Here is a 22,745-nt window from a genome sequence, read left to right as displayed (position 1 = left end):
GAGGCAGGAGGACCCGGTGGTCACGGAAGCCGAACCCGTCACCGACATCGACGCCATGCGCCGAGCCGTCACGCTCGCCGCTCGCGGACTCGGCTTCACCAGCCCCAACCCGGTCGTCGGATGCGTGATCCTCGACGCCTCAGGACAGCTCGCCGGGGAAGGCTTCCACCAGCGCGCGGGCGGCCCGCACGCCGAGATCCACGCGCTGCGGGACGCCGGGGAACGCGCCCGCGGCGGCACGGCGTACGTCACCCTCGAACCCTGCGCCCACACCGGCCGCACCGGCCCCTGCGCCCAGGCGCTGATCGACGCCGGTGTCGCCCGCGTCGTGTACGCCGTCGCCGATCCGAACCCGCAGGCCAGCGGCGGCGCGGACACCCTGCGCGCGGCCGGGATCACGGCCGGGGCGGGGCTGCTCGCGGAGGAGGCCGAGGCGGGCAACACCGCCTGGCTCACCTCCGTACGGCGCGGACGCCCGCATGTCCTGTGGAAGTACGCGGCCACACTGGACGGCCGGATCGCCGCCGCCGACTCGACCAGCCGCTGGATCACCTCCGCCGAGGCCCGCGCCGATGTCCACCGGCTGCGCGCCGAGGCCGACGCGGTCGTGGTCGGCTCCGGCACCGCCCGCGCCGACGACCCGCATCTCGCGGTACGCGGCATCGAGGGCGCCGTGCAGCCGCTGCGCGTCGTCGTCGACACCGAGGCCACCGCCGTCCGGCCCGGCGCCCGTGTCCTGGACGACGCCGCGCCCACCCTGATCGCCGTCGCCGAGGACGCCGACGCCGGACATCTCAAGGACGTCGTACGGCTGCCCCGCGCCGCCCGGGGACTGGACGTCCCGGCCCTGCTGGCCGCCCTCTACGAGCGCGGTGTCCGCTCCGTACTCCTCGAAGGCGGCCCGGCCCTGGCCGGGTCCTTCGTCGCCGCGGGCGCCGTCGACAAGGTCGTCGGCTATCTCGCCCCGGTCCTGCTCGGCGCGGGTCCCGCGGCCCTCTCCGGCGCCGGAATCACCACCATCGCCGAGGCGTTGCGACTCCGGATGACGGAGAGCGTCCGGATCGGCGCCGACCTGCGCGTCACCGCCGTCCCCGAGCCCGCCACACCCCTTACGAAGGAGCACTGAGTGTTCACCGGAATCGTCGAAGAACTGGGTGAGGTCACCGCCGTCGAGAACCTCGGTGACTCCTCCCGTTTCCGGCTGCGCGGCGCCGTCGTCACCGAGGACGCGAAGCACGGCGACTCGATCGCCGTCAATGGCGTCTGCCTCACCGTTGTCGGTCTCGACGAAGGTGAGTTCACCGCCGATGTGATGGCGGAGACGCTCAACCGCTCCAGCCTCGGCGCGCTGAAAACCGGCTCGAAGGTCAACCTGGAACGGCCGATGGCCGTCGGTGACCGCCTCGGCGGGCACATCGTCCAGGGACATGTGGACGGCACCGGCACCATCGTCGGGCGCGAGGTCTCCGACCACTGGGAGATCGTCCGGATCTCCCTCCCGGCAGGACTCACGCGCTATGTCGTGGAGAAGGGCTCGATCACCGTGGACGGCGTCAGCCTCACGGTTGTGGAGGCCGGCCCCGACTACTTCACCATCAGCCTCATCCCCACCACTCTCGCGCTGACCACCCTCGGCATCAAGGGACCCGGCGACCCGGTGAACCTCGAAGTGGACGTCATCGCGAAGTACGTCGAGCGGCTGCTCGGCCCCGGATCCGAGGAGTCCGTACTGTGAGCGCTCTGTCCTGGCTGAACGGTGAGGCGTTCACCGCCTTCGATCAGCACATCCTGTGGTCCGACATGATCGGCAACACCATCGGTCTGGCCGCCCTCGCGCTCGGCTGGCGGCGTTCGATCTGGACCTGGCCCGCTCAGTTCCTGTCCGGTGTCATCCTGGTCGGCGCCTATGCCTCCGCACAGCTCAGCGGCGGTGTCGGCAAGCAACTCCTGGTCATCGGAGTGGCCCTGTGGGGCTGGCAGCAGTGGCGGCGCGGCAGGCGGCAGGCGCAGGACGGCTCGATCGCCGTCCGCTTCGCCACCTGGCGCGAGCGCGGCGTGCTCCTCGGCGGTACGGCCCTCGGCACCCTCGCCGTGGGCGGTCTGTTCGTCGCCGTACCCGAGCTGTCCTGGAACCCCTGGCCCGACGCGTACATCTTCGTCGGCACCCTCGCCGCGATGGTGGCGCAGGCCCGGGGCCTGGTCGAGTTCTGGTTCGCCTGGCTGCTCGTCGACATCGTCGGCGTACCGCTCGCGTTCAGCAGCGGGCTCGCCTTCTCCGGCTTCGTGTACGTGATCTATCTCGTTCTCGTGCTGTGGGGAATGCGCGACTGGTGGCTGCGTTCCCGCGCCCACGCCCTGCCCATGGAAGGAGCAGCGGTATGAACCGCCGCCCGCCGCGCGCCACCGCCCCGGACGCGCCCGCGACCGACCCGCCGCCGTTCACCTGGTACTCCGCCGACAACGCGGAGGGTCTCGCCCTCGACCCGGTGGAGCAGGCCGTACGCGACATCGCCGCCGGCCGTCCCGTCGTGGTCGTCGACGACGAGAACCGTGAGAACGAGGGCGACCTCGTCATCGCGGCCGAGAAGGCCACCCCCGAGATCGTCGCCTTCATGATGAGCGAGTGCCGCGGCCTGATCTGCGCGCCGATGGAGGGCGCGGAGCTGGACCGGCTCGAACTCCCGCAGATGGTCGGCCAGAACACCGAGTCGATGCGCACCGCCTTCACGGTCTCCGTCGACGGGGCCCCCGAACACGGCGTCACCACCGGTATCTCCGCCGCCGACCGGGCCACCACACTGCGGCTCCTCGCCGCGGGCGGCACCCTGCCCGGCGACCTCGTCAGGCCGGGACATGTCTTCCCGCTGCGCGCCAGGCCCGGCGGAGTGCTGGAACGCGACGGCCACACCGAGGCCGCCGTCGATCTGGCACGGCTCGCGGGGCTGCGGCCGGCCGGCGCGATCGTGGAGATCGCGGGCGAGGACGGGGTGATGCTGCGCCTGCCCGATCTCATCCCGTTCGCCCGCAAGCACGGCCTGACGATCATTTCCATCGAGGATCTGATCGCCTACCGGCGCGGCTCCGAGCCGTCCGTCCGCCGCGAGGCCGAGGTCCAGCTCCCCACCGCCTTCGGAGCGTTCACCGCCTACGGCTACCGTTCCACGGTCGACGGGGTGGAGCATGTCGCCCTTGTGCACGGAGACATCGGCGACGGCGAGGACGTGCTCGTCCGGGTCCATTCCGAATGCCTCACCGGTGACATCTTCGGCTCGCTGCGCTGCGACTGCGGCCCTCAGCTCCAGGCGTCGATGGAGCGCATCACGGAGGCCGGCCGAGGAGTCGTCGTCTATCTCCGCGGCCACGAGGGGCGCGGCATCGGGCTGCTGTCGAAGCTGCGGGCGTACGAACTCCAGGAGCGCGGTCGCGACACCCTCGACGCCAACCTGGAACTCGGGCTGCCCGCCGACGCCCGGGACTACGCGGCCGGCGCGCGGATCCTCGAAGACCTCGGTGTGCACAGCCTGCGGCTGATGACCAACAACCCGGACAAGACCACCGCCCTCGTCGGTCAGGGACTCCGGGTCACCGGACGCGAGCCGATGCCCGTCCAGGCGGGTGAGCACAACCTCCGCTATCTGCGGACCAAGCGCGACCGGATGGGGCACGACCTGCCCTGGCTGGACGCCGCCGCCGGGGTGTCCGCCTGCGGCAACCAGTAGGAGCCGTACGCGAGATCCGTGAGACCAGCAGGACCCGCAGGACCAGCAAGACCCGCAAGACCTGAACAAGCACAGACAAGAACAGACAAGAACAAGCTTCAAGGAGCGATGTGAGCGGCAAGGGCGCACCCGAACTGAGTGTGAAGAACTGCGGAGACCTCCGGGTCGCCGTGATCGCGGCACAGTGGCACGAGAAGATCATGGACGGCCTGGTCGACGGCGCGCTGCGCGCACTGAGCGAACTCGGCATCGACGAGCCGACCCTGCTGCGGGTCCCGGGCAGTTTCGAGCTTCCGGTGGTCGCCAAGGTGCTGGCCGGGCGCGGCTACGACGCGATCGTCGCGCTCGGCGTTGTCATCCGGGGCGGCACCCCGCATTTCGAGTATGTGTGCCAGGGCGTGACCCAGGGCCTGACCCAGGTCTCGGTGGACACCGGGGTGCCGATCGGCTTCGGCGTGCTGACCTGCGACAACGAGGAGCAGGCCCTGGACAGGGCCGGCCTTGAGGGCTCGCACGAGGACAAGGGCCACGAGGCGGTCACCGCCGCCGTCGCCACCGCGGCCACCCTGCGCACCGTCGCCGAACCCTGGCGCTGAGGAGGGCGCCTCCGGCGGGACGGGAGGCGCTTCGCGCCGCTGTCACCCGGCCGCGTAAAGTGAGCGTCACCATGTCCAAGAAGACGTTCGAGGAGCTCTTCTCCGAGCTCCAGCAGAAGGCCGCCAACGGCGACCCGGCCACCTCCCGCACCGCCGAACTGGTGGGCAAGGGCGTGCACGCCATCGGCAAGAAGGTCGTCGAAGAGGCGGCCGAGGTCTGGATGGCCGCGGAGTACGAGGGCAAAGAAGCCGCCGCCGAGGAGATCTCCCAGCTTCTCTACCACGTCCAGGTGATGATGGTGGCGCGCGGAATCTCCCTCGACGACGTGTACGCCCATCTCTGAGCACGCGCCCAGGCATCCCGCACCGCCCGCCCGAGCCCACCACACCCCTACGCACGAAGGAATCCGACCTCATGCTGCGCATCGCCGTCCCCAACAAGGGTTCACTGTCCGGGCCTGCGTCGGCGATGCTCCATGAGGCCGGCTACCAGCAGCGCAAGGAGTCCAAGGAACTCGTCCTGGTCGACCCGGACAACGAGGTCGAGTTCTTCTACCTGCGCCCCCGCGACATCGCGATCTATGTGAGTTCCGGCCGGCTCGACATCGGCATCACCGGCCGCGACCTCCTGCTGGACTCCGGCGCGAGCGCCGAGGAGATCCTCCCGCTCGGCTTCGCCCGCTCCACCTTCCGTTACGCGACCAAGCCGGGCACCGCCGGCAGCGTCGAGGACTTCGGCGGGATGACCGTCGCCACCTCCTACGAGGGCATCGTCGCCAAGCACCTCGCGGACAACGGCGTCGACGCCTCCGTCGTCCACCTGGACGGCGCCGTCGAGACCGCCATCGAGCTGGGGGTCGCCCAGGTGATCGCCGATGTGGTGGAGACCGGCACCTCGATGCGGAACGCCGGCCTCGAAGTGGTCGGCGAGCCGATCATGACCTCCGAGGCCATCGTCATCCGCCGCACCGGCGCGAACACCGAGGAGCCGAAGGTGCAGCAGTTCCTGCGCCGGCTCCAGGGCGTCCTCGTCGCCCGCACCTACGTGATGATGGACTACGACTGCCGCGCCGAGCACCTGGAGCGCGCCGTCGCCCTCACCCCCGGCCTGGAGTCGCCGACCGTCTCCCCGCTGCACAACGAGGGCTGGGTCGCCGTCCGCGCGATGGTCCCGGCCAAGGGCGCGCAGCGGATCATGGACGATCTCTACGAGCTGGGCGCCCGCGCCATCCTCACCACCGCCATCCACGCCTGCCGTCTCTGACGCCCCCCGGAAGAGCGAGAACTCATGCCCGCCCCCGCGCCCCCGACCGGACCGCCCGTGCTGCCGGTCACTTTCCGGCCGACCCGTACCCGGGCCGTCCTGCTCTGCGTCGGCACGGTCATGTTCGCCGTGATCACGGCCGTCGGCCTGTTGCTGGAGCAGCTCAGCGCGGGGGAGCGGCTGAGTTTCATCCTCACGGCCCTGCTCTTCTCCGGCGTGCTGGCCCTGCTCAGCCGTCCCAAGGTCGTCGCGGACGCCACCGGTGTGACAATCGTCAACCTCACCCGTACGCGCCGACTGGCCTGGGCGGAGATCCTGCGGGTCAATCTGCGTCCCGGCGACCCCTGGGTCTTCCTGGACCTCAGCGACGGCAGCAGCCTGCCCGTGCTGGGCATCCAGCCCGGTATCGCCAAGGCGCACGCCATCCGTGATGCCCGCGCTCTGCGCACGCTCGCCGAGGCCCGGGGCGCCGGCGCCGACAACGGCTGAGCCGCACGCCCTCCTGCTCTCCATTTGCCGGCCGGTCTTGTTTACTCTGGTGGCGGTGGCGCCGAGCGCGCCCCGCCCCGCATCCGACGGCCACGACCGGCCCGTGGGGCACCCTGCGACCCGAGGAGTGACTCCCTCCAGCAATGGACGGATCGTCCGGTAGTACCTGCGCCGCCCCCTTCGAAGAGGCGGCGGCATGACCATCCCCCTTCTGCTGCTCGCCGCAGCGTTCCTTCTGATCCTCGCCAACGGGTTCTTCGTGGCGGCCGAGTTCGGCCTGGTCACGGTGAACCGTTCCGACGCCGAACGCGCCGCCGCCGCGGGCGACCGCCGCGCGCGTACGGTCGTCGCGTCCCTGCGGGAGCTGTCGTTCCAGCTCTCCGGCACCCAGCTCGGCATCACCATCACCTCGCTCGTCGTCGGCATGCTCGCCGAGCCCGCGCTCGCCCAGCTCCTGGACGGGCCGCTCTCCGCGACCGGGCTGCCCGAAGGGGCCGTCTCCGGGGTCGCGGTGGTGATCGGCATGCTGCTCGCCTCCGCCGTCCAGATGGTCGTCGGCGAGCTGGTCCCGAAGAACTGGGCGGTCTCCCGGCCGCTCCAGGTCGCGCGGTTCGTGGCCGGCCCGCAGCATCTCTTCGCGACGCTGTTCCGGCCGGTGATCTCCCTGCTCAACACGGTCGCCAACCGTCTCGTCCGGATGCTGGGCGTGGAACCGACGGACGAACTCGCCTCGGCGCGGACCCCCGGCGAACTCGTCTCCCTGGCCCGTCACTCGGCCCGGGCGGGCACCCTCGAACAGGACACGGCCGATCTGTTCGTACGGACCCTCTCACTCGGCCGGCTCACCGCACAGCACGTCATGACGCCCCGGGTGAAGGTGAGCGCCCTGCAGTCCGACGCGACGGCGGCGGACGTGCTCAACCTCACCCGGGCCACCGGCCTGTCCCGCTTCCCCGTCTACCGGGAGCGGATCGACGAGGTGGTGGGGATGGTGCATCTCAAGGACGCGCTCGCCGTCCCCGTGGCGGAACGGCTGCGCACCCAGGCCGGACGGATCGCCGTCCCGGCGCTCCTGGTGCCCGAGACCCTGCCGGTGCAGCAGCTCCTGGAGCGGCTGCGCAGTGAACAGCCGATAGCCGTCGTGGTCGACGAGTACGGCGGCACGGCCGGGGTCGTCACCCTGGAGGACATCATCGAGGAACTGGTCGGCGAGGTCCGCGACGAGCACGACGCCGAGGGTGACGGACGGCCGGAACTGGCCCCCGTCGCACCCGAGGACGGCAGGCCCGCCTGGGAGGCCGACGGAAGCTGCCGGGTCCTCGCCCTCCGGCGGATCGGACTCGACGTGCCCGACGGACCCTACGAGACCGTGGCCGGCCTCGTCGCCGATCTGCTGGGCCGCATCCCGGCCCCCGGTGACAAGGCGGAGCTGCCCGGCTGGCGGCTCTCGGTCCGTCAGGTGGACCACTACCGGGCCGAGCGGGTCAGGCTCGTACGGCTCTCCGACACGCCGGCCGGCACCGCCCCGTCCGGGGCCCCGGACGCCGCGCCCGCCGTGCTCCCCGTGATGGCGGAGGGCGCCCGGTGAACGCCCTGCAACTCGTCTTCGCCCTTCTGCTGGTCCTGGCCAACGGCTTCTTCGTGGGAGCCGAGTTCGCCCTTGTCTCCGTACGCCGCAGCCAGATCGAACCGCACGCGGCGCGCGGCTCCGCCCGTGCCAGACAGACACTGCACGGGCTGGAGCATCTGCCGCAGATGATGGCCGCCGCGCAGTTCGGCATCACCGTCTGCTCCCTGACGCTCGGCGCGGTCGCGGAACCGACGGTGGCGCGGCTGCTGGAGCCGCTCTTCCACGTCGTTCACCTGCCCGAGGGCCTGATCCATCCGCTGGGCTATGTCATAGCCCTGGCTCTGGTCGTCTTCCTGCACCTCGTCATCGGCGAGATGGTCCCCAAGAACCTCGCCATGGCCGCCCCGGAGAAGACCGCGCTCTGGCTCGCTCCGGGTCTCGTCGGCTTCGCCCGGCTCTGCCGTCCGGTCACGGCCGGTCTCGGCGCCTGTGCCCGGCTGGTGCTGCGGGCCTTCCGCGTCGAACCCAAGGACGAGGTGGAGGCCGTCTTCACCAGCGAGCAGCTCAACCGGCTCGTCGAGGACTCCGGCCAGGCCGGACTGCTCGAACCCGAGGCGCAGGAACGGCTGGAGGACGCCCTGGAGCTGGGCAGCCGGCCCGTCACCGATGTGCTGCTCACCCACGCCTCGCTGGTCACCGTGACCCCGGCGGTCACCCCGCGCGAGATCGAGGAGCTGACGGTACGTACCGGCTACTCCCGCTTCCCGGTGTGCGCGGAGAGCGGCGGGGTCTTCATGGGCTATCTGCACGTCAAGGACGTACTGGACCTGGAGGCGGGCGAGCGGGCCGTGCCGCAGCACGTCTGGCGGCCGATGGCGACGCTGCGCGCGGAACTCCCGCTGGACGACGCGCTCACCGTGATGCGCCGCGCCGCCACCCATCTCGCCCAGGTCGCGGACGCCTCGGGGCGGATCCTCGGGCTGGTGGCGCTGGAGGACGTACTGGAAATGCTCGTCGGTGAGGTGCGGGACCCGTCCCACCGCCGGCGCGTCCCGCCCGCGGCCCTGGTCGGTGAGCAGCGCTCCGACCAGACGGACCAGGTCCTGGCACGCTGAGCGATCCCCGGGACCCGGCGGCGGTCAAGGCCCCGGCGGGTCCTGGGGGCCGCGGTTCAGCGGACCGCGGCCCGACAGCACCTCGCCGTACGCCTGCATCAGGTCGGGCAGCCGCAGGGTGGCCAGATCGTCACGGGTGGGCGTACCGCTGTAGCCGGAGAGCCGCAGATCGCGGTAGGCGCAGCTCTTCTCGTAGAGCGTGCGTATGAAACGTCCGTTGCCCAGCTCGTCGATCCAGCCCTGGTCGACCACGTGCCCGCAGACCGAGCGCAGCTCGTCCACCGACTCCTCGTCCCAGACGTCGCCGTTCTCCGCCGCCAGGACACCGCCTATCGCGGTCAGTTCGAGCGGCCGGTAGCTCGGGAAGTCGACCCTGGTGGTGAAGCGGGAGGACAGCCCCGGATTGGTCGCCAGCAGCCGGTCCATGCCCTCCGGATAGCCGGCCAGGATGACCACGAGATGGTCCCGGTTGTCCTCGGCCCGCTTCAGCAGCACCTGGAGGGCCTCGTCGCCGTAGGCGTCGCCCTTGCTGTAGCCGGAGTTGGCGAGGCTGTACGCCTCGTCCACGAAGAGCACGCCGCCGAGCGCCGAGTCGATCAGATCATTCGCCTTGACGGCGGTCTGGCCGAGGAACTCCCCGACCAGATCGGCCCGTTGGGCCTCCACCAGATGATCGCCGCCGAGCAGCCCGAGGGCGTAGAATATCCGGCCGAGAATGCGCGCGACGGTCGTCTTGCCGGTGCCCGAGGGCCCCGAGAAGACGAAGTGCCGCTTCGGCGGCTGGACCGGCAGCCCCTGTCCCGCCCGCAGCCGGGCCATGTTGAGCTGCGCGGAGAGCGCCTTGACCTGGCGCTTCACCGGCTCCAGGCCCACCATCCGCTCCAGCTCCGCCAGGGCGTCCGCGAGCAGCACCGGATCGGTCGGCCCCTCGGGGAACGGCGGCGGAGCGGGCTGCGCCGGTGGCGGGACCTTCTCCCGTACGTCGTCGGCCGCCGCGCCGGCCCCGCCGAACTGCGGCTCCACCGCCCCGTCGACCAGCAGACCGGACCCGGGCGGGGTCTCCGCCTCGCTCCGCGCGTCCACCGCGTCCTGGCCGAAACCGGCCAGGGTCACCGAGGCGAGGCCCACCGGATCGTCGGGGCCGTCGTACCCGTCGGAATCGGTGATCGCCGCCAGCCGGGCCGCGGTGTCCATGAACGCCGGATCGAGCCGGTGCACGGCCCGGTACAGGGGCAGGGCCGCCGCACTGCGGCCGGTGCCCTCATGGGCGCGCGCCAGCCAGTACCGCAGTTCCTTGCGCTGCGGCTGCTCGCTGCGGCAGCGCATCAGAGCGGTGGACAGCAGAGGCTCGGCCTGCCCGTACATCTCAAGCCTGACCCGGGCCATCCCGCCGAACAGCCCCGCCTCGATGCCCAGCAGCGGGTCGTCCACGAGCGCCTCGGTGTGGCGCACCAACTGCTCCCAGTCCTTGACCAGATAGGAGCGGCAGGCGTGCAGGAAGCGCACCTGCGGATCGGCGTCGACGGGCGGCAGGCCCGCGAGCGCCCGGTCCAGCTCCGGCACGTGCCGGCCGTCGAGCCAGTGCGAGGCGTGGGCGAGCAGCAGATCGCGCCCGCTCTCCAGCACCGGCTGGACCCACCAGCCCAGCCAGTACCAGGAGTTCAGCGTGCGCCGGTGGCGGGTGCGCTGCTCGCCGAAGCGGTCGCGGTGACGGTACATCTGGAGCAGCGCGGTGGTGGTGTCCACCCGCAGCGCGTGCAGCCCGAGCCAGCCGTCCGCCATCGCGGGATCGAGCCGTACGGCGGCCCTGAACTCCTCTTCGGCCTGGGGATACGCCCCCATGGTGTAGGCGTCCACGCCACGCATCCAGGCGAGGTCGGCCGGGGCCTGCGTGCCCTGCGTGCCGGTGTCCATCAGGTCCCCCACAAACCGTGCCCCCGTGATGTCCCGCCGGGCGGGCGCCCGTGGGCAGCGTGCCGAACCACCTTCTCGCGGACGGGAATTGACCGCACCGAGAGGCATCGTACCTGCGCAGAGTGTGTGCGACTAAGGGCACTGGAGAGCGACCGCGGTGGTGACCCACGGTGAGCGGAGGAGGGGGCCCGGCGCCGGGAAAGCGGCGAAGAGGGCAGAACGAAGCCCCCGATCACGGGGGAACAACCGGGGGCTTCGCGTCTGGGGCGGCTCCGAAAAGCCGCACAATGAGAACGTAAGACCTGTCCTGCTCCCCGGTCAAGCCGGGTTGGGGCACTCGCGGGGGTGATTCCCGAGCGCTCAGTGCGGCGGAGGCATCTGATCACGGTGGGTGATGGGCTGGTTCGGTCCCGCGTTCATAGGGCGCCCCACACGCACCACATACCCCTCCCGTCCCTCGTGTACCAGGGCATCGGCGAAGGGACGGGACGGGTCGGCCGCGAAATGGCGAGTCTCCGCCGCCGTCCACCCGTCCCAGAAGGCCGCCTGGGCGGGCCCGTCCCGCCGGCGCCCCCGCTCCCAGGACCCCGCCGCGTCCCGCTCCATCCAGAACAGCCGCGCGAGATACGGCCGCAGCGCCCGGCGCCCGGCCCCGACGCCCTCGACGATCACGTGGGGCGCCGGGGGCAGGGAACGCGGCGCCGTGAAGTGCCGCAGCGTCCAGTCGTACGGCGCGTAGCGCGCGGTCGCGCCCCGGGAGAGCGGCACGATCACCTGTGCATCCAGCCGCTCCGTCCAGTCGAAGAGCTCCTCGTGCGTCGCGATGTCGTCCAGACGCAGCACGGGCGCGCCGTCCAGCGCCGCCGCGAGCCGCGTCGCGAAGGTGCTCTTGCCGGAGCCGGCGTGGCCGTCGACCGCGATCAGCCGCACGGGACCGCAGGAGGGCGGCAGGGCGCGCAGCTCCGACACCACGGCGTCGTCGATGAATGCGGCGCGCGGCGCGGCGCCCTCGGGACCGTTCATCCGGCCCAGCCTACGAGGCGCCCGCCTCCCGGCCCCGGCCGCGTCCCGCAGTACCACCGCAGGTCATGTCACTGGTGCAGACCAATATTGCCGGGACGACGCGGCTCGAATCGCTGGCAGAAGCCCGGCGCGAGGCGCCATAGTGGGCGACTGCCGGGCAGCCGTTGTCTCTCCGCCTTCGACCGGAGGTTCCCTTGACCAGTCCCACTTCGCGCAGAACCGTGCTCGCCGCCGCTCTCGCGGCCGCGGCCGGCGCCGGGGCGGCCGGCGCCGCCCACGCCGCCGTCCCGCCCTCATCCGTCCGCGTCGGGCCGCTCGTGGAGAACTCGTTCTGGACCTCGTACGCCGACTGGCGTTCCGGTACGCACAGCGGCACCCGGGCCGTGGCCGGCGACCGGCCCGCCCTGGTCATCGACGTCCCCGCGGGCCGTACCGGCTACACCGACCCGCACACCGGGAAGACCGACACCTGGGAGTACGCGAGCTGGACCTCGCCCTCGCACCGCTCGAAGGTCCCCGCCACCGAGGTGATCGCCTCCTGGAACGCCCGGACTCCGGCCGGCACCTGGCTCCAGATCGAGCTGAGCGGCCACTACAGCGACGGCACGGAGACCCCCTGGTACGTGATGGGCCGCTGGACCGCGGGAGACGGCGAGGGCGACATCCGGCGCACCTCCGTCGACGACCAGACCGACGGCCGCAGCACCGTCTGGACCGACACCTTGTCCCTGGACGACCCGGCCTCCGGGCTGCGCCTCACCGCGTACCGGCTGCGCCTCACCCTGTACCGCACGCCGGGCAGCGGGCGCACGCCCGTCGTGCACCGGATCGGCGCCATGGCGTCGGACATCCCCGACCGGTTCACCGTCCCGGCCTCCACACCGGGTCCGGCCCGTGAGCTGTCCGTGCCGCGCTACTCGCAGAACACCCACACCGGGCAGTACCCCGAGTACGACAACGGCGGCGAGGCGTGGTGCAGCCCCACCTCCTCCCAGATGATCATCGAGTCCTGGGGCCGCGCACCCACGGCCGGGGAACTCGCCTGGGTCAATCCCGCCTTCGCCGACCCGCAGGTCTGCCACGCGGCCCGGTTCACCTACGACTACCAGTACAAGGGCTGCGGCAACTGGCCCTTCAACGCCGCGTACGCCGCCACCTACCGGGATCTGAGCGCCGCCGTCACCCGGCTCGGTTCGCTCTCCGAGGTGGAGACCCTGATCGGGGCGGGCATCCCCGTGATCACCTCGCAGTCCTTCCTCAAGGAGGAGCTGACGGGCGCCGGTTACGGCACGTCCGGCCATCTCATGACCGTGATCGGCTTCACCGACAGCGGCGATGTCATCGCCAACGACCCCGCTTCGCCGGACAACAACGCCGTACGGCGGGTCTACCGGCGCCGGGAGTGGGAGACGATCTGGCTCAGGACCAAGCGGTACAACGCGACCGGCGGCGTGGCGTCCGGCACCGGCGGGGTCTGTTACGTCTACTGGCCGGCCCGGCCGACCACGCGGCAGAGGGCGGCGCTGACCTCCGTCGGCCTGCTCTGAGACCGGGGGCCTCTCGCGACACGGTGAGGGGCCCGGCTTTCCCGGTCGGCCGGCGCGGGATCCGCGCCGTTGCCCGCTTGATGCGGTTGTGGCCAGAGTGTGGAGGTGCTGCGGAGTGGGGTGATCGCCGGTGTGCGGGACCAGTTCTTCGGGCCCGTCGGCGGCCTCTGCGATACTGCGGGGATTCTGAGGCAGCCGGAGACCAGGACGCGAATGTGAAACGTAGTCAACAGCGCGGCGCGTCCATACGCTCCGAGGAGCGGCGCGCCGAACTCATCGCGACCGGGCGGAAGTTGTTCGCGAACACCTCGTACGACGCGCTGTCGATGGATGACATCGCCCGGCACGCCGGGGTCGCCAAGGGGCTGATCTACTACTACTTCGGGAACAAGCGCGGCTACTACCTCGCCATCGTCGAGGACTCGGTCGCGGAGCTGGTCGCCCTCGCCGCCAGTGACCCGGAGCTGTCGCGTACCGAACGCGTACGGCGCACCGTTGAGGCGTATCTGTACTTCGCGCAGCACAACGAGGCCGCCTACCGCACCATCATCACGGGCGGCGTCGGCTTCGACACCCAGGTGCAGGCGATCCGTGACGCCGTACGCACCGGCCTCGTCTCCACCGTCGCCGAGGGCGCCTACGGCCGCAGGGACATCCCGCCCATCGCCCGGCTCGCGCTGCTCGGCTGGCTCAGCAGCGTCGAGTGGCTCACGCTGGAATGGCTGGGACATCAGGAGCTCACCCTGGAGATCCCGCGCGATCTGCTGGTGCGCATGCTGCGGCACACACTGAACACGATCGAGGAGTTCGCGCCGGAGTGCCCGGCGCCACCGGTGGACCCGCACTGGCGGCCGTTCACCGGCCGCACGGACGCCGCGAGTCCGGTGACGGACCCCGCCGGAGACATGACGGACTCGCCGGGGACATGACGCCGGGGACGGGGGCCGTCGAGGCACCCCGCCCCCGGCGGGTCATTCGCTCCTGCCGCGACCGGGCGGCAGTCAGCTGATGGACTTGATCAGTTCACCGTCGGCGGTGTCACCGCTGAGCTCCCAGAGGAAGGTGCCGCCCAGGCCCTGCTGGTCCTTGTACGCCATCTTCCCGGCGATGGTCGCCGGTGTGTCGTAGCTCCACCACTGGCTGCCGCAGAAGGCGTACGCCGTGCCCGCGACCGTGCCGTTGGCGGGGCAGGTGTTCTTCAGGACCTTGTAGTCCTCGATCCCCGCCTCGTACGTCCCCGGCGCCGCGCCCGTCGCGGTGCCGCCCGGCTCCTTCTGGGTGACGCCGGTCCAGCCGCGGCCGTAGAAGCCGATGCCGAGCAGCAGCTTCTCGGACGGGATGCCGAGCCCCTTCAGCTTGGTGATCGCCGCGTCGGAGTTGAAGCCCTCCGTGGGAATGCCCTCGTAGGAGGTGAGCGGCGAGTGCGGGGCGGTGGGCCCCTGCGCCGCGAAGGCGCCGAAGAAGTCGTACGTCATCGGGTTGTACCAGTCGAGGTACCGCGCGGCGCCCGCGTAGTCCGCGGCATCGATCTTCCCGCCGTCCGAACCGTCCGCGGTGATGGCCGCCGTCACCAGATCGGAGCCGAACGCGTCACGCAGCGCCGACGCGAGGTTCCTGAAGGCCGCAGGCCCGCTGGTGTCACAGGTCAGTCCGCAGGAGTTGGGGTACTCCCAGTCGATGTCGACGCCGTCGAAGACATCGGCCCAGCGCGGGTCCTCGACCAGGTCGCGGCACGACTGCGCGAAGGCGGCCGGGTTCTTCGCCGCCTCGGTGAAGCCGCCGGACCAGGACCAGCCGCCGAACGACCAGATGACCTTGAGCCCGGGGTGCAGCGCCTTCAGCTTGCGCAACTGATTGAAGTTGCCGCGCAGCGGCTGGTCCCAGGTGTCGGCCGTGCCGTCCACGCTCTGGTCGGCGGTGTACGCCTTCTCGTAGTCGGCGAACGAGTCCCCGACCACGCACTTGCCGCCGGTGACATTGCCGAAGGCGTAGTTGATATGGGTGAGCTTGTCGGCGGAGCCGGAGGTCTCGATGTTCTTGACGTGGTAATTCCGGTCGTAGACACCCCAGTTGGTGAAGTAACCGACCACCTTGTCGCCGGCCGCGGCGGGCGCGGCGGCGACGGTGGAGACCGTGGCGCGGTCCGTCTCACCGGCCGAGGCGGTGCCCGCCCCGGAGAGCAGGGCGACGCCGAGGGCGGCGGTACACGCGGTGGCGATCAGCGCCCGGAACCCGGCGCGGGGGCGGTGGAGCTTGAGCATGGAGTCTCCTCGTGGGGGAGGAAGAGCGAGTGGGGGGAACGGCCTGGCGTTGGTGGGCACCGCCGGCCAGGACATCGGCGTGGCATCGGAGATGGACTTGGCATGAACGCGGAACGCGCACAGGGGGACGTTAGAAGGACTAGACCACTGGGGTCAATGGTGCGGACCAAGTTCCGCCGTACGAGGAGGGGGCTTCCGACCCGTGACGACGGACCGCCGATCGGGCATACTCAACGCGCCACAGCCGCTGGTCAGCCGCTTCCGCGATCCGGGAGGGCAGCATCGGCTGGGTAGAACTGCTGTCCGGGGGCACCCCCGGACCCCAGCCGGCGGCGCCGCCACACCCTGCGCGCGCGACCGCCGCAGCGCCCCGACAGGGAGGAGAGCGCCGCCATGTCCGACCGCGCCCCGCAGCCGGTGGAACGTCAGCTGCCCACCGAGGAGTCCAAGGACCTCGTCGCCCTCGTACGCGACATCATCCAGCGGGAGATCAGCCCCAGGGCGGCCGAGGAGGAGGACAGCGGCCACTTCCCGCGCGAACTCTTCACCCTGCTCTCCGAATCGGGCCTGCTCGGCCTGGCCTACGACTCCGCGTACGGGGGCGGGGACCAGCCGTACGAGGTCTACCTCCAGGTACTCGAAGAACTCGCCGCGGCCCGGCTCACCGTCGGCCTCGGCGTCAGCGTCCACTCGCTCGCCTGCCACGCCCTCGCCGGGTACGGCAGCAAGGAGCAGCGGGCCGAGTTCCTCCCGGCCATGCTGGGCGGCGGTCTCCTCGGCGCCTACTGTCTCTCCGAGCCCTCCTCCGGCTCGGACGCCGCGTCGCTGCGCACCAAGGCCGTACGGGACGGTGACGACTGGATCATCACCGGCACCAAGGCATGGATCACCCACGGTGGCATCGCGGACTTCTGCACCGTGCTCGCCCGTACGGGCGGAGAGGGCGCCCGGGGCATCACGGCCTTCCTGGTGCCGTGCGACGCGCCCGGCCTGAACGCCGCCGCTCCCGAGAAGAAGATGGGCATGAAGGGCTCGCCCACCGCCCAACTGCACTTCGACGGCGTACGGGTGGCCGACCACCGCCGGATCGGCGAGGAGGGACAGGGCTTCGCGATCGCGCTGTCCGCGCTGGACTCGGGCCGCCTCGGCATCGCCGCCTGCGCCATCGGTGTCGCCCAGGCCGCGCTGGACGAGGCGGTCGGATACGCCACGGGACGGCTGCAGTTCGGCAGACCCATCGCGGACTTCCAGGGACTGCGCTTCCTGCTCGCCGACATGGCCACCCAGATCGAGGCCGGGCGGTCGCTGTACCTCGCCGCGGCACGGCTGCGCGACGCGGGCCGGCCGTTCTCCCAACAGGCCGCCATGGCCAAGCTGTTCTGCACGGACGCGGCGATGAAGGTCACCGTGGACGCCGTGCAGGTGCTCGGCGGCTACGGCTACACCACGGACTTCCCCGTGGAGCGCTACATGCGCGAGGCGAAGGTGCTGCAGATCGTGGAAGGCACCAACCAGATCCAGCGCATGGTGATCGCACGGCATCTCGCGGGCCCGGAGACCCGCTGACCACGGCGTGACAGCGCCCATCGCTCGACCGGCTTCCCCGGCCCGCTCTCTGACCTGCGATCAGTCATCGTGCCGGGGGCCCTGCGAGATGCTGTCTCAGGCGGCGTGCCGCTGCATCGTCGGCACCTTGAACGGGCGCGAGCCCGGGCCGCCGACGTGCGAGAAGGGCTGCGTCCGCCAGTCGAGCCCCTGAGGGAGCGTCAACAGCAGCGCGGTGTCCTGCTCCTGGGCCTCGACCGTCTCGTCGGCGGGCCGGGCGTCCGCCGCCGGGCGTCCCGTACCGGCGCACACCGACAGCACGAACGGATTCCACGGGGAGGGGCAGAGCGCGTGCTCCGGCAGGACGTCCTCGTCCGCCAGCAGCGCGATCGGCTGCACACAGTCGGGGCAGACGACCCGGTACATCTCGAAGGTGTCGTAGAAGTCGAGCTCGTCGGGATCGACAAGATCAACAGGCTCCGGTTCGCCACGTCCGGATCGCTTCAAACTCTGCATGGAGACATTCCCCCTCGGGTGGGCCGACCAGGCACTTGTGGTCTCGACCACAGCAAGCAATTCCCCTCCGGCGAGCCAGGTAACCGCGAGGTCTCGACGGACCCGGTCGCGAGCCTGTGTCCTTCGTCACATGCCCTTCGCAGATGCCCCGGCTGGCCGCCGCCGACTGTGCCGGAAACCGGCCTGGGCCATAGGTTGATCCATATGGAGGAGCTGGATCGTCAGATCGTGGAGTTGCTCGTCAAGGACGGCCGGATGAGCTACACCGACCTGGGCAAGGCCACCGGCCTGTCCACCTCGGCGGTGCATCAGCGCGTACGGAGACTGGAGCAGCGCGGAGTCATCCGCGGCTATGCCGCCGTCGTCGACCCGGAGGCGGTCGGCCTGCCTCTGACGGCCTTCATCTCGGTGAAGCCGTTCGACCCCAGCGCCCCCGACGACATCGCGGACCGGCTGGCCGTCATCCCCGAGATCGAGGCCTGCCACAGCGTCGCGGGCGACGAGAACTACATCCTCAAGGTACGCGTGGCGGCCCCCCTGGAACTGGAGGACCTGCTCACCCGCATCCGCTCCCTGGCCGGGGTCTCCACCCGCACGACGGTGGTGCTGTCGACGCCGTACGAGTCGCGGCCGCCGTCGTTTTGAGAGAGGGCTCGGTATTCCTTCTTTGGGGGCTCGGTTCGCCTCCGGGGCGCTGTGGGGTGGTGTCGACGGTTGACCGTGCTCGGTTCGCTCGTTCCTCGCGAACCTCCGCGCGCTCTTCCTTACGACACCACCGCGCCCCTTCGGCTCACGCACCCCCTTTTTTTTGGGCTCGGTTCGCCTCCGGGGCGCTTTGAGGTGGTGTCGACGGTCGACCGTGCTCGGTTCGCTCGTTCCTCGCGAACCTCCGCGCGCTCTCCCTTACGACACCACCGCGCCCCTTCGGCTCACTCGCCGGGCGTTTGGGCACCCGGGGCCCGGCTTCGCACCCCCACACCGCCCCACCCGCCCCCCACCCGCGAGACTGGGCACATGAACGACCGCACCTCCCCCCAGAGCGAACACCGCACCGTCCTGCTGCGCGGTGGCGAAGTCCACAGCCCCGCCGATCCCTTCGCCACCGCCATGGTCGTCGAACGCGGCCACGTCGCCTGGGTCGGCTCCGAAGGCGCCGCGGACGCCTTCTCCTCCGGTGTCGACGAGGTCGTCGACCTCGAAGGCGCGCTCGTCACGCCCGCGTTCACCGACGCCCATGTCCACACCACCGCCACCGGCCTCGCCCTCACCGGCCTCGATCTCTCCCGCGCCGCCGGTCTGCCCGAGGCCCTCTCGCTCGTACGGGCCCACCACGCCGCGCACCCGGGCGACCGGATTCTTCTCGGTCACGGCTGGGACTCCAGCCGCTGGCCGGAACAGCGTCCCCCGTCCCGCGCCGAACTCGACGAGGCGGCGGGCGGCCGGCCGCTGTATCTGCCCCGGATCGATGTGCACTCGGCGGTGGTGACCACCGCCCTGCTCGATCTCGTCCCCGGTGTCACCTCACTCACCGGCTACCACCCGGACGCCCCGCTGACCGGCGCCGCCCACCACGCCGTACGCGCGGCGGCCCACGGCGCCATCACCGCGCGCCAGCGGGCCGAGGCCCAGCGGGCTGCCCGGCACCGGGCCGCGTCGCTCGGCATCGGGACCCTCCATGAGTGCGGGGGGCCGGACATCTCCGACGAGGAGGACTTCACCTCGCTCCTCAAGCTGGCGGCCGAGGAACCGGGACCGCGGCTCCATGGCTACTGGGCCGAGCAGATCACCGACGAGAAGGGCGCCAGGCGCGTCCGTGAGCTGGGCGCCGTCGGGGCCGCCGGTGATCTCTTCGTCGACGGTTCGCTGGGCTCCCACACCGCCGCTCTGCGCGATCCGTACGCGGACGCCGCGCACAGCGGTGCCGCTCATCTTGACGCGGCGGCGATCGCGGCCCATGTCGCAGCCTGCACCGAGGCCGGGCTGCAGGCCGGCTTCCACGCCATCGGCGACGCCGCGATCGGCACCGTCGTCGACGGTGTGCGGGCCGCTGCCGAGCGGCTGGGCCCGGCGCGTGTCCGGGCGGCCAGGCACCGCGTCGAACACGCCGAGATGCTCACCCCCGAGACGATCTCCGCCTTCGCGGAGCTGGGGCTCACCGCTTCCGTGCAGCCGGCCTTCGACGCGTTCTGGGGCGGCGAGGACGGTATGTACGCGCGACGGCTCGGCGCGGAGCGCGCGCGCACGCTCAATCCGTACGCCGGGCTGCTGCGCGCCGGTGTCCCGCTGGCCTTCGGCTCGGACAGCCCGGTGACCCCGACGGATCCCTGGGGCGCGGTCCGGGCGGCGGCGTTCCACCGCACTCCCGGGCACCGGATCTCGGTGCGTGCCGCCTTCACCGCCCACACCCGGGGCGGCTGGCGGGCCGTCGGACGGGACGACGCGGGCACCCTCGTGCCCGGCGCCCCCGCCGACTACGCCGTCTGGCGCACCGACGAGCTGGTGGTCCAGGCCCCCGACGACCGGGTGGCGCGCTGGTCCACCGATCCGCGCTCGGGTACGCCCGGTCTGCCGGATCTCACCCCGGGCCGTCCGCTGCCCGAATGCCTGCGTACGGTGGTGTTCGGGCGGACGGTGTTCGTGCGACCGAATGAGTGACGTACGGACATTTCGTACCGCCGACCGATGCCCGCCGCCCTCCGCCGCGACCTGCGGATCTTCCCCGCTGACCTGGTGATTTGCGGCAACACCGCAGGTCAAACGGCTATTGACAGTAAGTAGCCACCGGCGGGTAGGTTCGGCCGGGTCCACCACAGGACGTCCGTCCGGCAACCTTCACGCAGTCTTCGAACACCGCTGGGCCATGGGGTGGTGTGCCGCACCGGCGCACCACCGCTGGGAGCCAGGTCCAGCGCCCGTGTTCAGGGGGCCGGGGAAGGGGCAAGCCGGCCGGCGGGTGCGACCCGGGTGGGGCCCGGCGTTCAGTAGACAACGGCTTTCGGTCGACCCGCAGCCAGCGGGTCCCAGGTCGGCCCGAAGGACGCCGGGTCCCGATCCGCAGTTCGTCTCCGTACGAGATCTCCGGTTCCGGGCGCCATCTCCGGACATCGCCCCCCGCCCCCGCTCCGTCGGACCACCACGGTGCTCGCCGCCCCCCGCGTGCTCGCTAAGGTGTGCACAGGAGCACGGCGACTAAGGGGCAGTAGTGAACGACGGTGATCAGAGGCGGTACGGCCCGCTCGGTACAGCCTTGGTGATCATCCCGACCTACAACGAGGCCGAGAACATCAGGCCCATCGTCACCCGGGTGCGCGCCGCGGTGCCCGCGGCCGACATCCTCATCGCCGACGACAACAGCCCCGACGGCACCGGCAAGATCGCCGATGAGCTGGCCGCCGAGGACGGCCAGGTCAAGGTGTTGCACCGCAAGGGCAAGCAGGGCCTCGGCGCCGCCTATCTCGCGGGCTTCCGCTGGGGCATCGAGCACGGCTACGACGTACTGATCGAGATGGACGCCGACGGCTCCCACCAGCCCGAGGAACTGCCCCGGCTGCTGACCGCCCTCAAGGGGGCGGACCTGGTCCTCGGTTCACGCTGGGTGCCGGGCGGCCGTGTCGTCAACTGGCCCAGAAGCAGAGAGATCCTCTCCCGCGGCGGCAGCACCTACTCGCGCGTCCTGCTCGGCGTCCCGATCCGTGATGTCACCGGCGGTTTCCGGGCCTTCCGCAGGGAGACCCTGGAGGGGCTCGGCCTCGACGCCGTCTCCTCCCAGGGGTACTGCTTCCAGGTCGACCTCGCCCGCCGCGCCGTCGACGCGGGCTTCCATGTGGTCGAGGTGCCCATCACCTTTGTCGAACGGGCCCTGGGGGATTCCAAGATGAGCCGTGACATCGTCGTCGAGGCGCTCTGGCGGGTCACGGCGTGGGGTGTCGAGTCCAGGGCCAACCGGCTGCTCGGCCGTAAGTCCGGCTGATCCGGGGCGGTCATTTTGACTGCCCTCATACGCGGTTCAGATGTGGTCCCAGGCACACTGGGGACATGACGACAGCGCATCCGACCGGCACCGCTCCCAAGCGTTCCCGTGCTCGCACCCTCATCCCGCTCGCCTTCGCCGTCTGGCTGGTGCTGGAGATCTGGCTGCTGACCGTCGTGGGCGACATCGCGGGCGGACTCTCGGTCCTGCTGCTGCTCGTCGGCGGGGTCGTGCTCGGCGCGGTGGTCATGAAGAGCGCCGGGCGCCGGGCCTTCCGCAATCTGACCGAGACGCTCCAACGTCAGCAGCGGCAGCAGCGGGAGCACCCGGGAGAGGTCCCCGGCCCGGACACCGGCTCGGGCGGCGGCGGGAACGGCTTCCTGATGCTCGGCGGTCTGCTGATCATGCTGCCGGGGCTGATCACCGATGTGCTGGGGCTGGTGCTGCTCGTACCGCCGGTGCGCGCGTTTCTGAGCCGTTACACGGAGCGCTCGCTGGAGCGGCGGATGAGCGCCGTGGCCGCTCCCGGCAGCCTCGGCGAGGCATTCCAGCAGGCCCGGATGCGCCGGCCCGACGGCAAGGTGGTCCAGGGCGAGGTCATCAAGCACGACGAGCGGCCTCGCCGCGAGGACGACGAGGGCAAGGGTCCGCGACCGCCGCTCACCCCCTGACGCGCTGACGGGGCCGTTCACTCCACGGGCGCCGGAACGGCGCGCAAGCCGCGGGCCCCGGCACACACACGGTGTGACGGGGCCCACGGCTTGTGTTGTTGTCGTTTGTCTTGTGCGGTGGCTACGCGGTCAGGCGGACTTCCGGCTGTCCCGCGGATGCACGGCGATGTTCATGGCGCCGGAGCGCAGGACCGCCAGCCTCTCGGCCAGCACTTCCTCCAGCTCCTCGCGTGTGCGCCGCTCCATGAGCATGTCCCAGTGCGTACGCGCAGGCTTGCCCTTCTTCTCTTCGGGGCCATCCCCGTCCACCAGGAGTGCCTGGGCGCCACACGCCTTGCACTCCCACTCCGGCGGAATTTCCGCCTCTACCGAGAACGGCATCTCAAATCGATGGCCGTTCTGGCATGCGTACTCCACCGCCTGGCGCGGGGCCAGATCGATGCCGCGGTCCGTCTCGTAGCTGGTAACCACAAGTCGCGTGCCGCGGAGAGCTCGCTCACTCATGAATCGTGCCTCCCGGGCTTGTCGCCCACAGGACAGGTGTC

The 22,745-nt window shown here is 71.2% G+C and carries 22 protein-coding genes; 17 read left to right on the top strand and 5 right to left on the bottom strand.

Annotated elements, in window-relative coordinates; all coding sequences use genetic code 11:
* Window positions 1-55 precede the first annotated feature (55 nt).
* The 10 genes from ribD to ABZ707_RS24585 all read left to right on the top strand — a co-directional run bounded on the left by ribD (window position 56) and on the right by ABZ707_RS24585 (window position 8,753).
* A complete protein-coding gene (gene ribD / locus ABZ707_RS24630; RefSeq protein ID WP_360179093.1) occupies window positions 56-1,126 on the top strand; it encodes a bifunctional diaminohydroxyphosphoribosylaminopyrimidine deaminase/5-amino-6-(5-phosphoribosylamino)uracil reductase RibD in 1,071 nt (356 codons plus the stop codon).
* Window positions 1,127-1,735 (top strand): riboflavin synthase, encoded by a 609-nt coding sequence (locus ABZ707_RS24625; RefSeq protein WP_360178891.1) that lies wholly within the window; start codon window positions 1,127-1,129, stop codon window positions 1,733-1,735.
* Window positions 1,732-2,382, top strand: a complete 651-nt coding sequence (locus ABZ707_RS24620; protein WP_360178888.1) for a nicotinamide mononucleotide transporter family protein — start codon at window positions 1,732-1,734, stop codon at window positions 2,380-2,382. Before ABZ707_RS24625 ends, ABZ707_RS24620 begins: the two co-directional genes overlap by 4 nt.
* Window positions 2,379-3,719, top strand: coding sequence for a bifunctional 3,4-dihydroxy-2-butanone-4-phosphate synthase/GTP cyclohydrolase II (locus tag ABZ707_RS24615; RefSeq protein WP_360178885.1), 1,341 nt, complete (start codon window positions 2,379-2,381; stop codon window positions 3,717-3,719). Before ABZ707_RS24620 ends, ABZ707_RS24615 begins: the two co-directional genes overlap by 4 nt.
* Window positions 3,720-3,829: 110 nt before the next feature.
* On the top strand, window positions 3,830-4,315 hold the full coding sequence (ribH, locus tag ABZ707_RS24610; RefSeq protein WP_360178882.1) for a 6,7-dimethyl-8-ribityllumazine synthase: 486 nt from the start codon (window positions 3,830-3,832) through the stop codon (window positions 4,313-4,315).
* A 71-nt stretch (window positions 4,316-4,386) separates the two neighbouring features.
* Window positions 4,387-4,659, top strand: coding sequence for a phosphoribosyl-ATP diphosphatase (locus tag ABZ707_RS24605; RefSeq protein ID WP_319684669.1), 273 nt, complete (start codon window positions 4,387-4,389; stop codon window positions 4,657-4,659).
* A 71-nt stretch (window positions 4,660-4,730) separates the two neighbouring features.
* Entirely contained in the window at window positions 4,731-5,579 is an 849-nt protein-coding gene (gene hisG, locus ABZ707_RS24600) for an ATP phosphoribosyltransferase (RefSeq protein WP_360178878.1), read from the top strand.
* A 24-nt stretch (window positions 5,580-5,603) separates the two neighbouring features.
* Window positions 5,604-6,068 (top strand): PH domain-containing protein, encoded by a 465-nt coding sequence (locus tag ABZ707_RS24595; RefSeq protein WP_360178875.1) that lies wholly within the window; start codon window positions 5,604-5,606, stop codon window positions 6,066-6,068.
* A 196-nt stretch (window positions 6,069-6,264) separates the two neighbouring features.
* A complete protein-coding gene (locus tag ABZ707_RS24590) occupies window positions 6,265-7,656 on the top strand; it encodes a hemolysin family protein (RefSeq protein ID WP_360178872.1) in 1,392 nt (463 codons plus the stop codon).
* A complete protein-coding gene (locus ABZ707_RS24585; RefSeq protein ID WP_360178869.1) occupies window positions 7,653-8,753 on the top strand; it encodes a hemolysin family protein in 1,101 nt (366 codons plus the stop codon). Before ABZ707_RS24590 ends, ABZ707_RS24585 begins: the two co-directional genes overlap by 4 nt.
* A 24-nt stretch (window positions 8,754-8,777) precedes the next feature.
* On the opposite strand, the gene ABZ707_RS24580 is transcribed toward ABZ707_RS24585, so the two are convergent.
* Window positions 8,778-10,667 carry an AAA family ATPase gene (locus ABZ707_RS24580; protein ID WP_360178866.1) on the bottom strand — a complete coding sequence of 630 codons (1,890 nt, stop codon included), beginning with the start codon at window positions 10,665-10,667 and terminating at the stop codon, window positions 8,778-8,780.
* Window positions 10,668-11,027: 360 nt separating this feature from the next.
* On the bottom strand, window positions 11,028-11,690 hold the full coding sequence (locus tag ABZ707_RS24575; protein ID WP_360178863.1) for a hypothetical protein: 663 nt from the start codon (window positions 11,688-11,690) through the stop codon (window positions 11,028-11,030).
* A 194-nt stretch (window positions 11,691-11,884) separates the two neighbouring features.
* On the opposite strand from ABZ707_RS24575, the gene ABZ707_RS24570 reads away from it, so the two are divergent.
* Together ABZ707_RS24570 and ABZ707_RS24565 are read left to right on the top strand one after the other, a co-directional pair.
* Window positions 11,885-13,237 (top strand): peptidase C39 family protein, encoded by a 1,353-nt coding sequence (locus ABZ707_RS24570; RefSeq protein ID WP_360178860.1) that lies wholly within the window; start codon window positions 11,885-11,887, stop codon window positions 13,235-13,237.
* A gap of 215 nt (window positions 13,238-13,452) precedes the next feature.
* A complete protein-coding gene (locus ABZ707_RS24565; RefSeq protein WP_360178857.1) occupies window positions 13,453-14,166 on the top strand; it encodes a TetR/AcrR family transcriptional regulator in 714 nt (237 codons plus the stop codon).
* A gap of 72 nt (window positions 14,167-14,238) precedes the next feature.
* Here the strand turns inward: ABZ707_RS24565 and ABZ707_RS24560 are convergent, their stop codons facing one another.
* Window positions 14,239-15,498 (bottom strand): glycoside hydrolase family 18 protein, encoded by a 1,260-nt coding sequence (locus ABZ707_RS24560; protein WP_360178855.1) that lies wholly within the window; start codon window positions 15,496-15,498, stop codon window positions 14,239-14,241.
* Between the two features lie 393 nt (window positions 15,499-15,891).
* Between ABZ707_RS24560 and ABZ707_RS24555 the strand changes: the two genes are divergently transcribed.
* A complete protein-coding gene (locus tag ABZ707_RS24555) occupies window positions 15,892-17,064 on the top strand; it encodes an acyl-CoA dehydrogenase family protein (RefSeq protein WP_360178852.1) in 1,173 nt (390 codons plus the stop codon).
* A gap of 96 nt (window positions 17,065-17,160) precedes the next feature.
* Here ABZ707_RS24555 and ABZ707_RS24550 read toward each other — a convergent pair whose 3' ends face one another.
* Window positions 17,161-17,559 carry a hypothetical protein gene (locus ABZ707_RS24550; RefSeq protein ID WP_360178849.1) on the bottom strand — a complete coding sequence of 133 codons (399 nt, stop codon included), beginning with the start codon at window positions 17,557-17,559 and terminating at the stop codon, window positions 17,161-17,163.
* 204 nt (window positions 17,560-17,763) lie between these two features.
* On the opposite strand from ABZ707_RS24550, the gene ABZ707_RS24545 reads away from it, so the two are divergent.
* The 4 genes from ABZ707_RS24545 (at window position 17,764) to fxsA (ending at window position 22,200) form a co-directional block, all read left to right on the top strand.
* Complete coding sequence (locus ABZ707_RS24545) at window positions 17,764-18,204, top strand: Lrp/AsnC family transcriptional regulator (protein ID WP_360178846.1); 441 nt, start codon at window positions 17,764-17,766, stop codon at window positions 18,202-18,204.
* A gap of 369 nt (window positions 18,205-18,573) precedes the next feature.
* The gene (locus tag ABZ707_RS24540; protein WP_360178843.1) at window positions 18,574-20,214 is read left to right on the top strand and encodes an amidohydrolase; all 1,641 of its coding nucleotides are present in this window, start codon (window positions 18,574-18,576) and stop codon (window positions 20,212-20,214) included.
* Window positions 20,215-20,761: 547 nt separating this feature from the next.
* Window positions 20,762-21,529, top strand: a complete 768-nt coding sequence (locus ABZ707_RS24535) for a polyprenol monophosphomannose synthase (protein ID WP_360178840.1) — start codon at window positions 20,762-20,764, stop codon at window positions 21,527-21,529.
* Window positions 21,530-21,594: 65 nt separating this feature from the next.
* On the top strand, window positions 21,595-22,200 hold the full coding sequence (fxsA, locus tag ABZ707_RS24530) for an FxsA family membrane protein (RefSeq protein WP_360178837.1): 606 nt from the start codon (window positions 21,595-21,597) through the stop codon (window positions 22,198-22,200).
* A 129-nt stretch (window positions 22,201-22,329) separates the two neighbouring features.
* Here fxsA and ABZ707_RS24525 read toward each other — a convergent pair whose 3' ends face one another.
* Complete coding sequence (locus tag ABZ707_RS24525; protein WP_003959706.1) at window positions 22,330-22,704, bottom strand: RNA polymerase-binding protein RbpA; 375 nt, start codon at window positions 22,702-22,704, stop codon at window positions 22,330-22,332.
* Window positions 22,705-22,745: the final 41 nt, after the last annotated feature.

Origin of the sequence: Streptomyces sp. NPDC006923, from assembly GCF_040635655.1 — a bacterium.
GTDB lineage: Bacteria > Actinomycetota > Actinomycetes > Streptomycetales > Streptomycetaceae > Streptomyces.
This window is presented reverse-complemented; position numbering and strand designations above follow the sequence as displayed.

Coding starts and splice junctions, on each gene's coding strand:
- ABZ707_RS24545 (WP_360178846.1), top strand. CDS start 17,764: ATGGAGGAGCTGGATCGTCAGATCGTGGAGTTGCTCGTCAAGGACGGC.
- ABZ707_RS24595 (WP_360178875.1), top strand. CDS start 5,604: ATGCCCGCCCCCGCGCCCCCGACCGGACCGCCCGTGCTGCCGGTCACT.
- ribD (WP_360179093.1), top strand. CDS start 56: ATGCGCCGAGCCGTCACGCTCGCCGCTCGCGGACTCGGCTTCACCAGC.
- ABZ707_RS24540 (WP_360178843.1), top strand. CDS start 18,574: ATGAACGACCGCACCTCCCCCCAGAGCGAACACCGCACCGTCCTGCTG.
- ABZ707_RS24550 (WP_360178849.1), bottom strand. CDS start 17,559: ATGCAGAGTTTGAAGCGATCCGGACGTGGCGAACCGGAGCCTGTTGAT.
- ABZ707_RS24575 (WP_360178863.1), bottom strand. CDS start 11,690: ATGAACGGTCCCGAGGGCGCCGCGCCGCGCGCCGCATTCATCGACGAC.
- ABZ707_RS24580 (WP_360178866.1), bottom strand. CDS start 10,667: ATGGACACCGGCACGCAGGGCACGCAGGCCCCGGCCGACCTCGCCTGG.
- hisG (WP_360178878.1), top strand. CDS start 4,731: ATGCTGCGCATCGCCGTCCCCAACAAGGGTTCACTGTCCGGGCCTGCG.
- ABZ707_RS24525 (WP_003959706.1), bottom strand. CDS start 22,704: ATGAGTGAGCGAGCTCTCCGCGGCACGCGACTTGTGGTTACCAGCTAC.
- ABZ707_RS24605 (WP_319684669.1), top strand. CDS start 4,387: ATGTCCAAGAAGACGTTCGAGGAGCTCTTCTCCGAGCTCCAGCAGAAG.
- ABZ707_RS24560 (WP_360178855.1), bottom strand. CDS start 15,498: ATGCTCAAGCTCCACCGCCCCCGCGCCGGGTTCCGGGCGCTGATCGCC.
- ABZ707_RS24615 (WP_360178885.1), top strand. CDS start 2,379: ATGAACCGCCGCCCGCCGCGCGCCACCGCCCCGGACGCGCCCGCGACC.
- ABZ707_RS24590 (WP_360178872.1), top strand. CDS start 6,265: ATGACCATCCCCCTTCTGCTGCTCGCCGCAGCGTTCCTTCTGATCCTC.
- fxsA (WP_360178837.1), top strand. CDS start 21,595: ATGACGACAGCGCATCCGACCGGCACCGCTCCCAAGCGTTCCCGTGCT.
- ABZ707_RS24555 (WP_360178852.1), top strand. CDS start 15,892: ATGTCCGACCGCGCCCCGCAGCCGGTGGAACGTCAGCTGCCCACCGAG.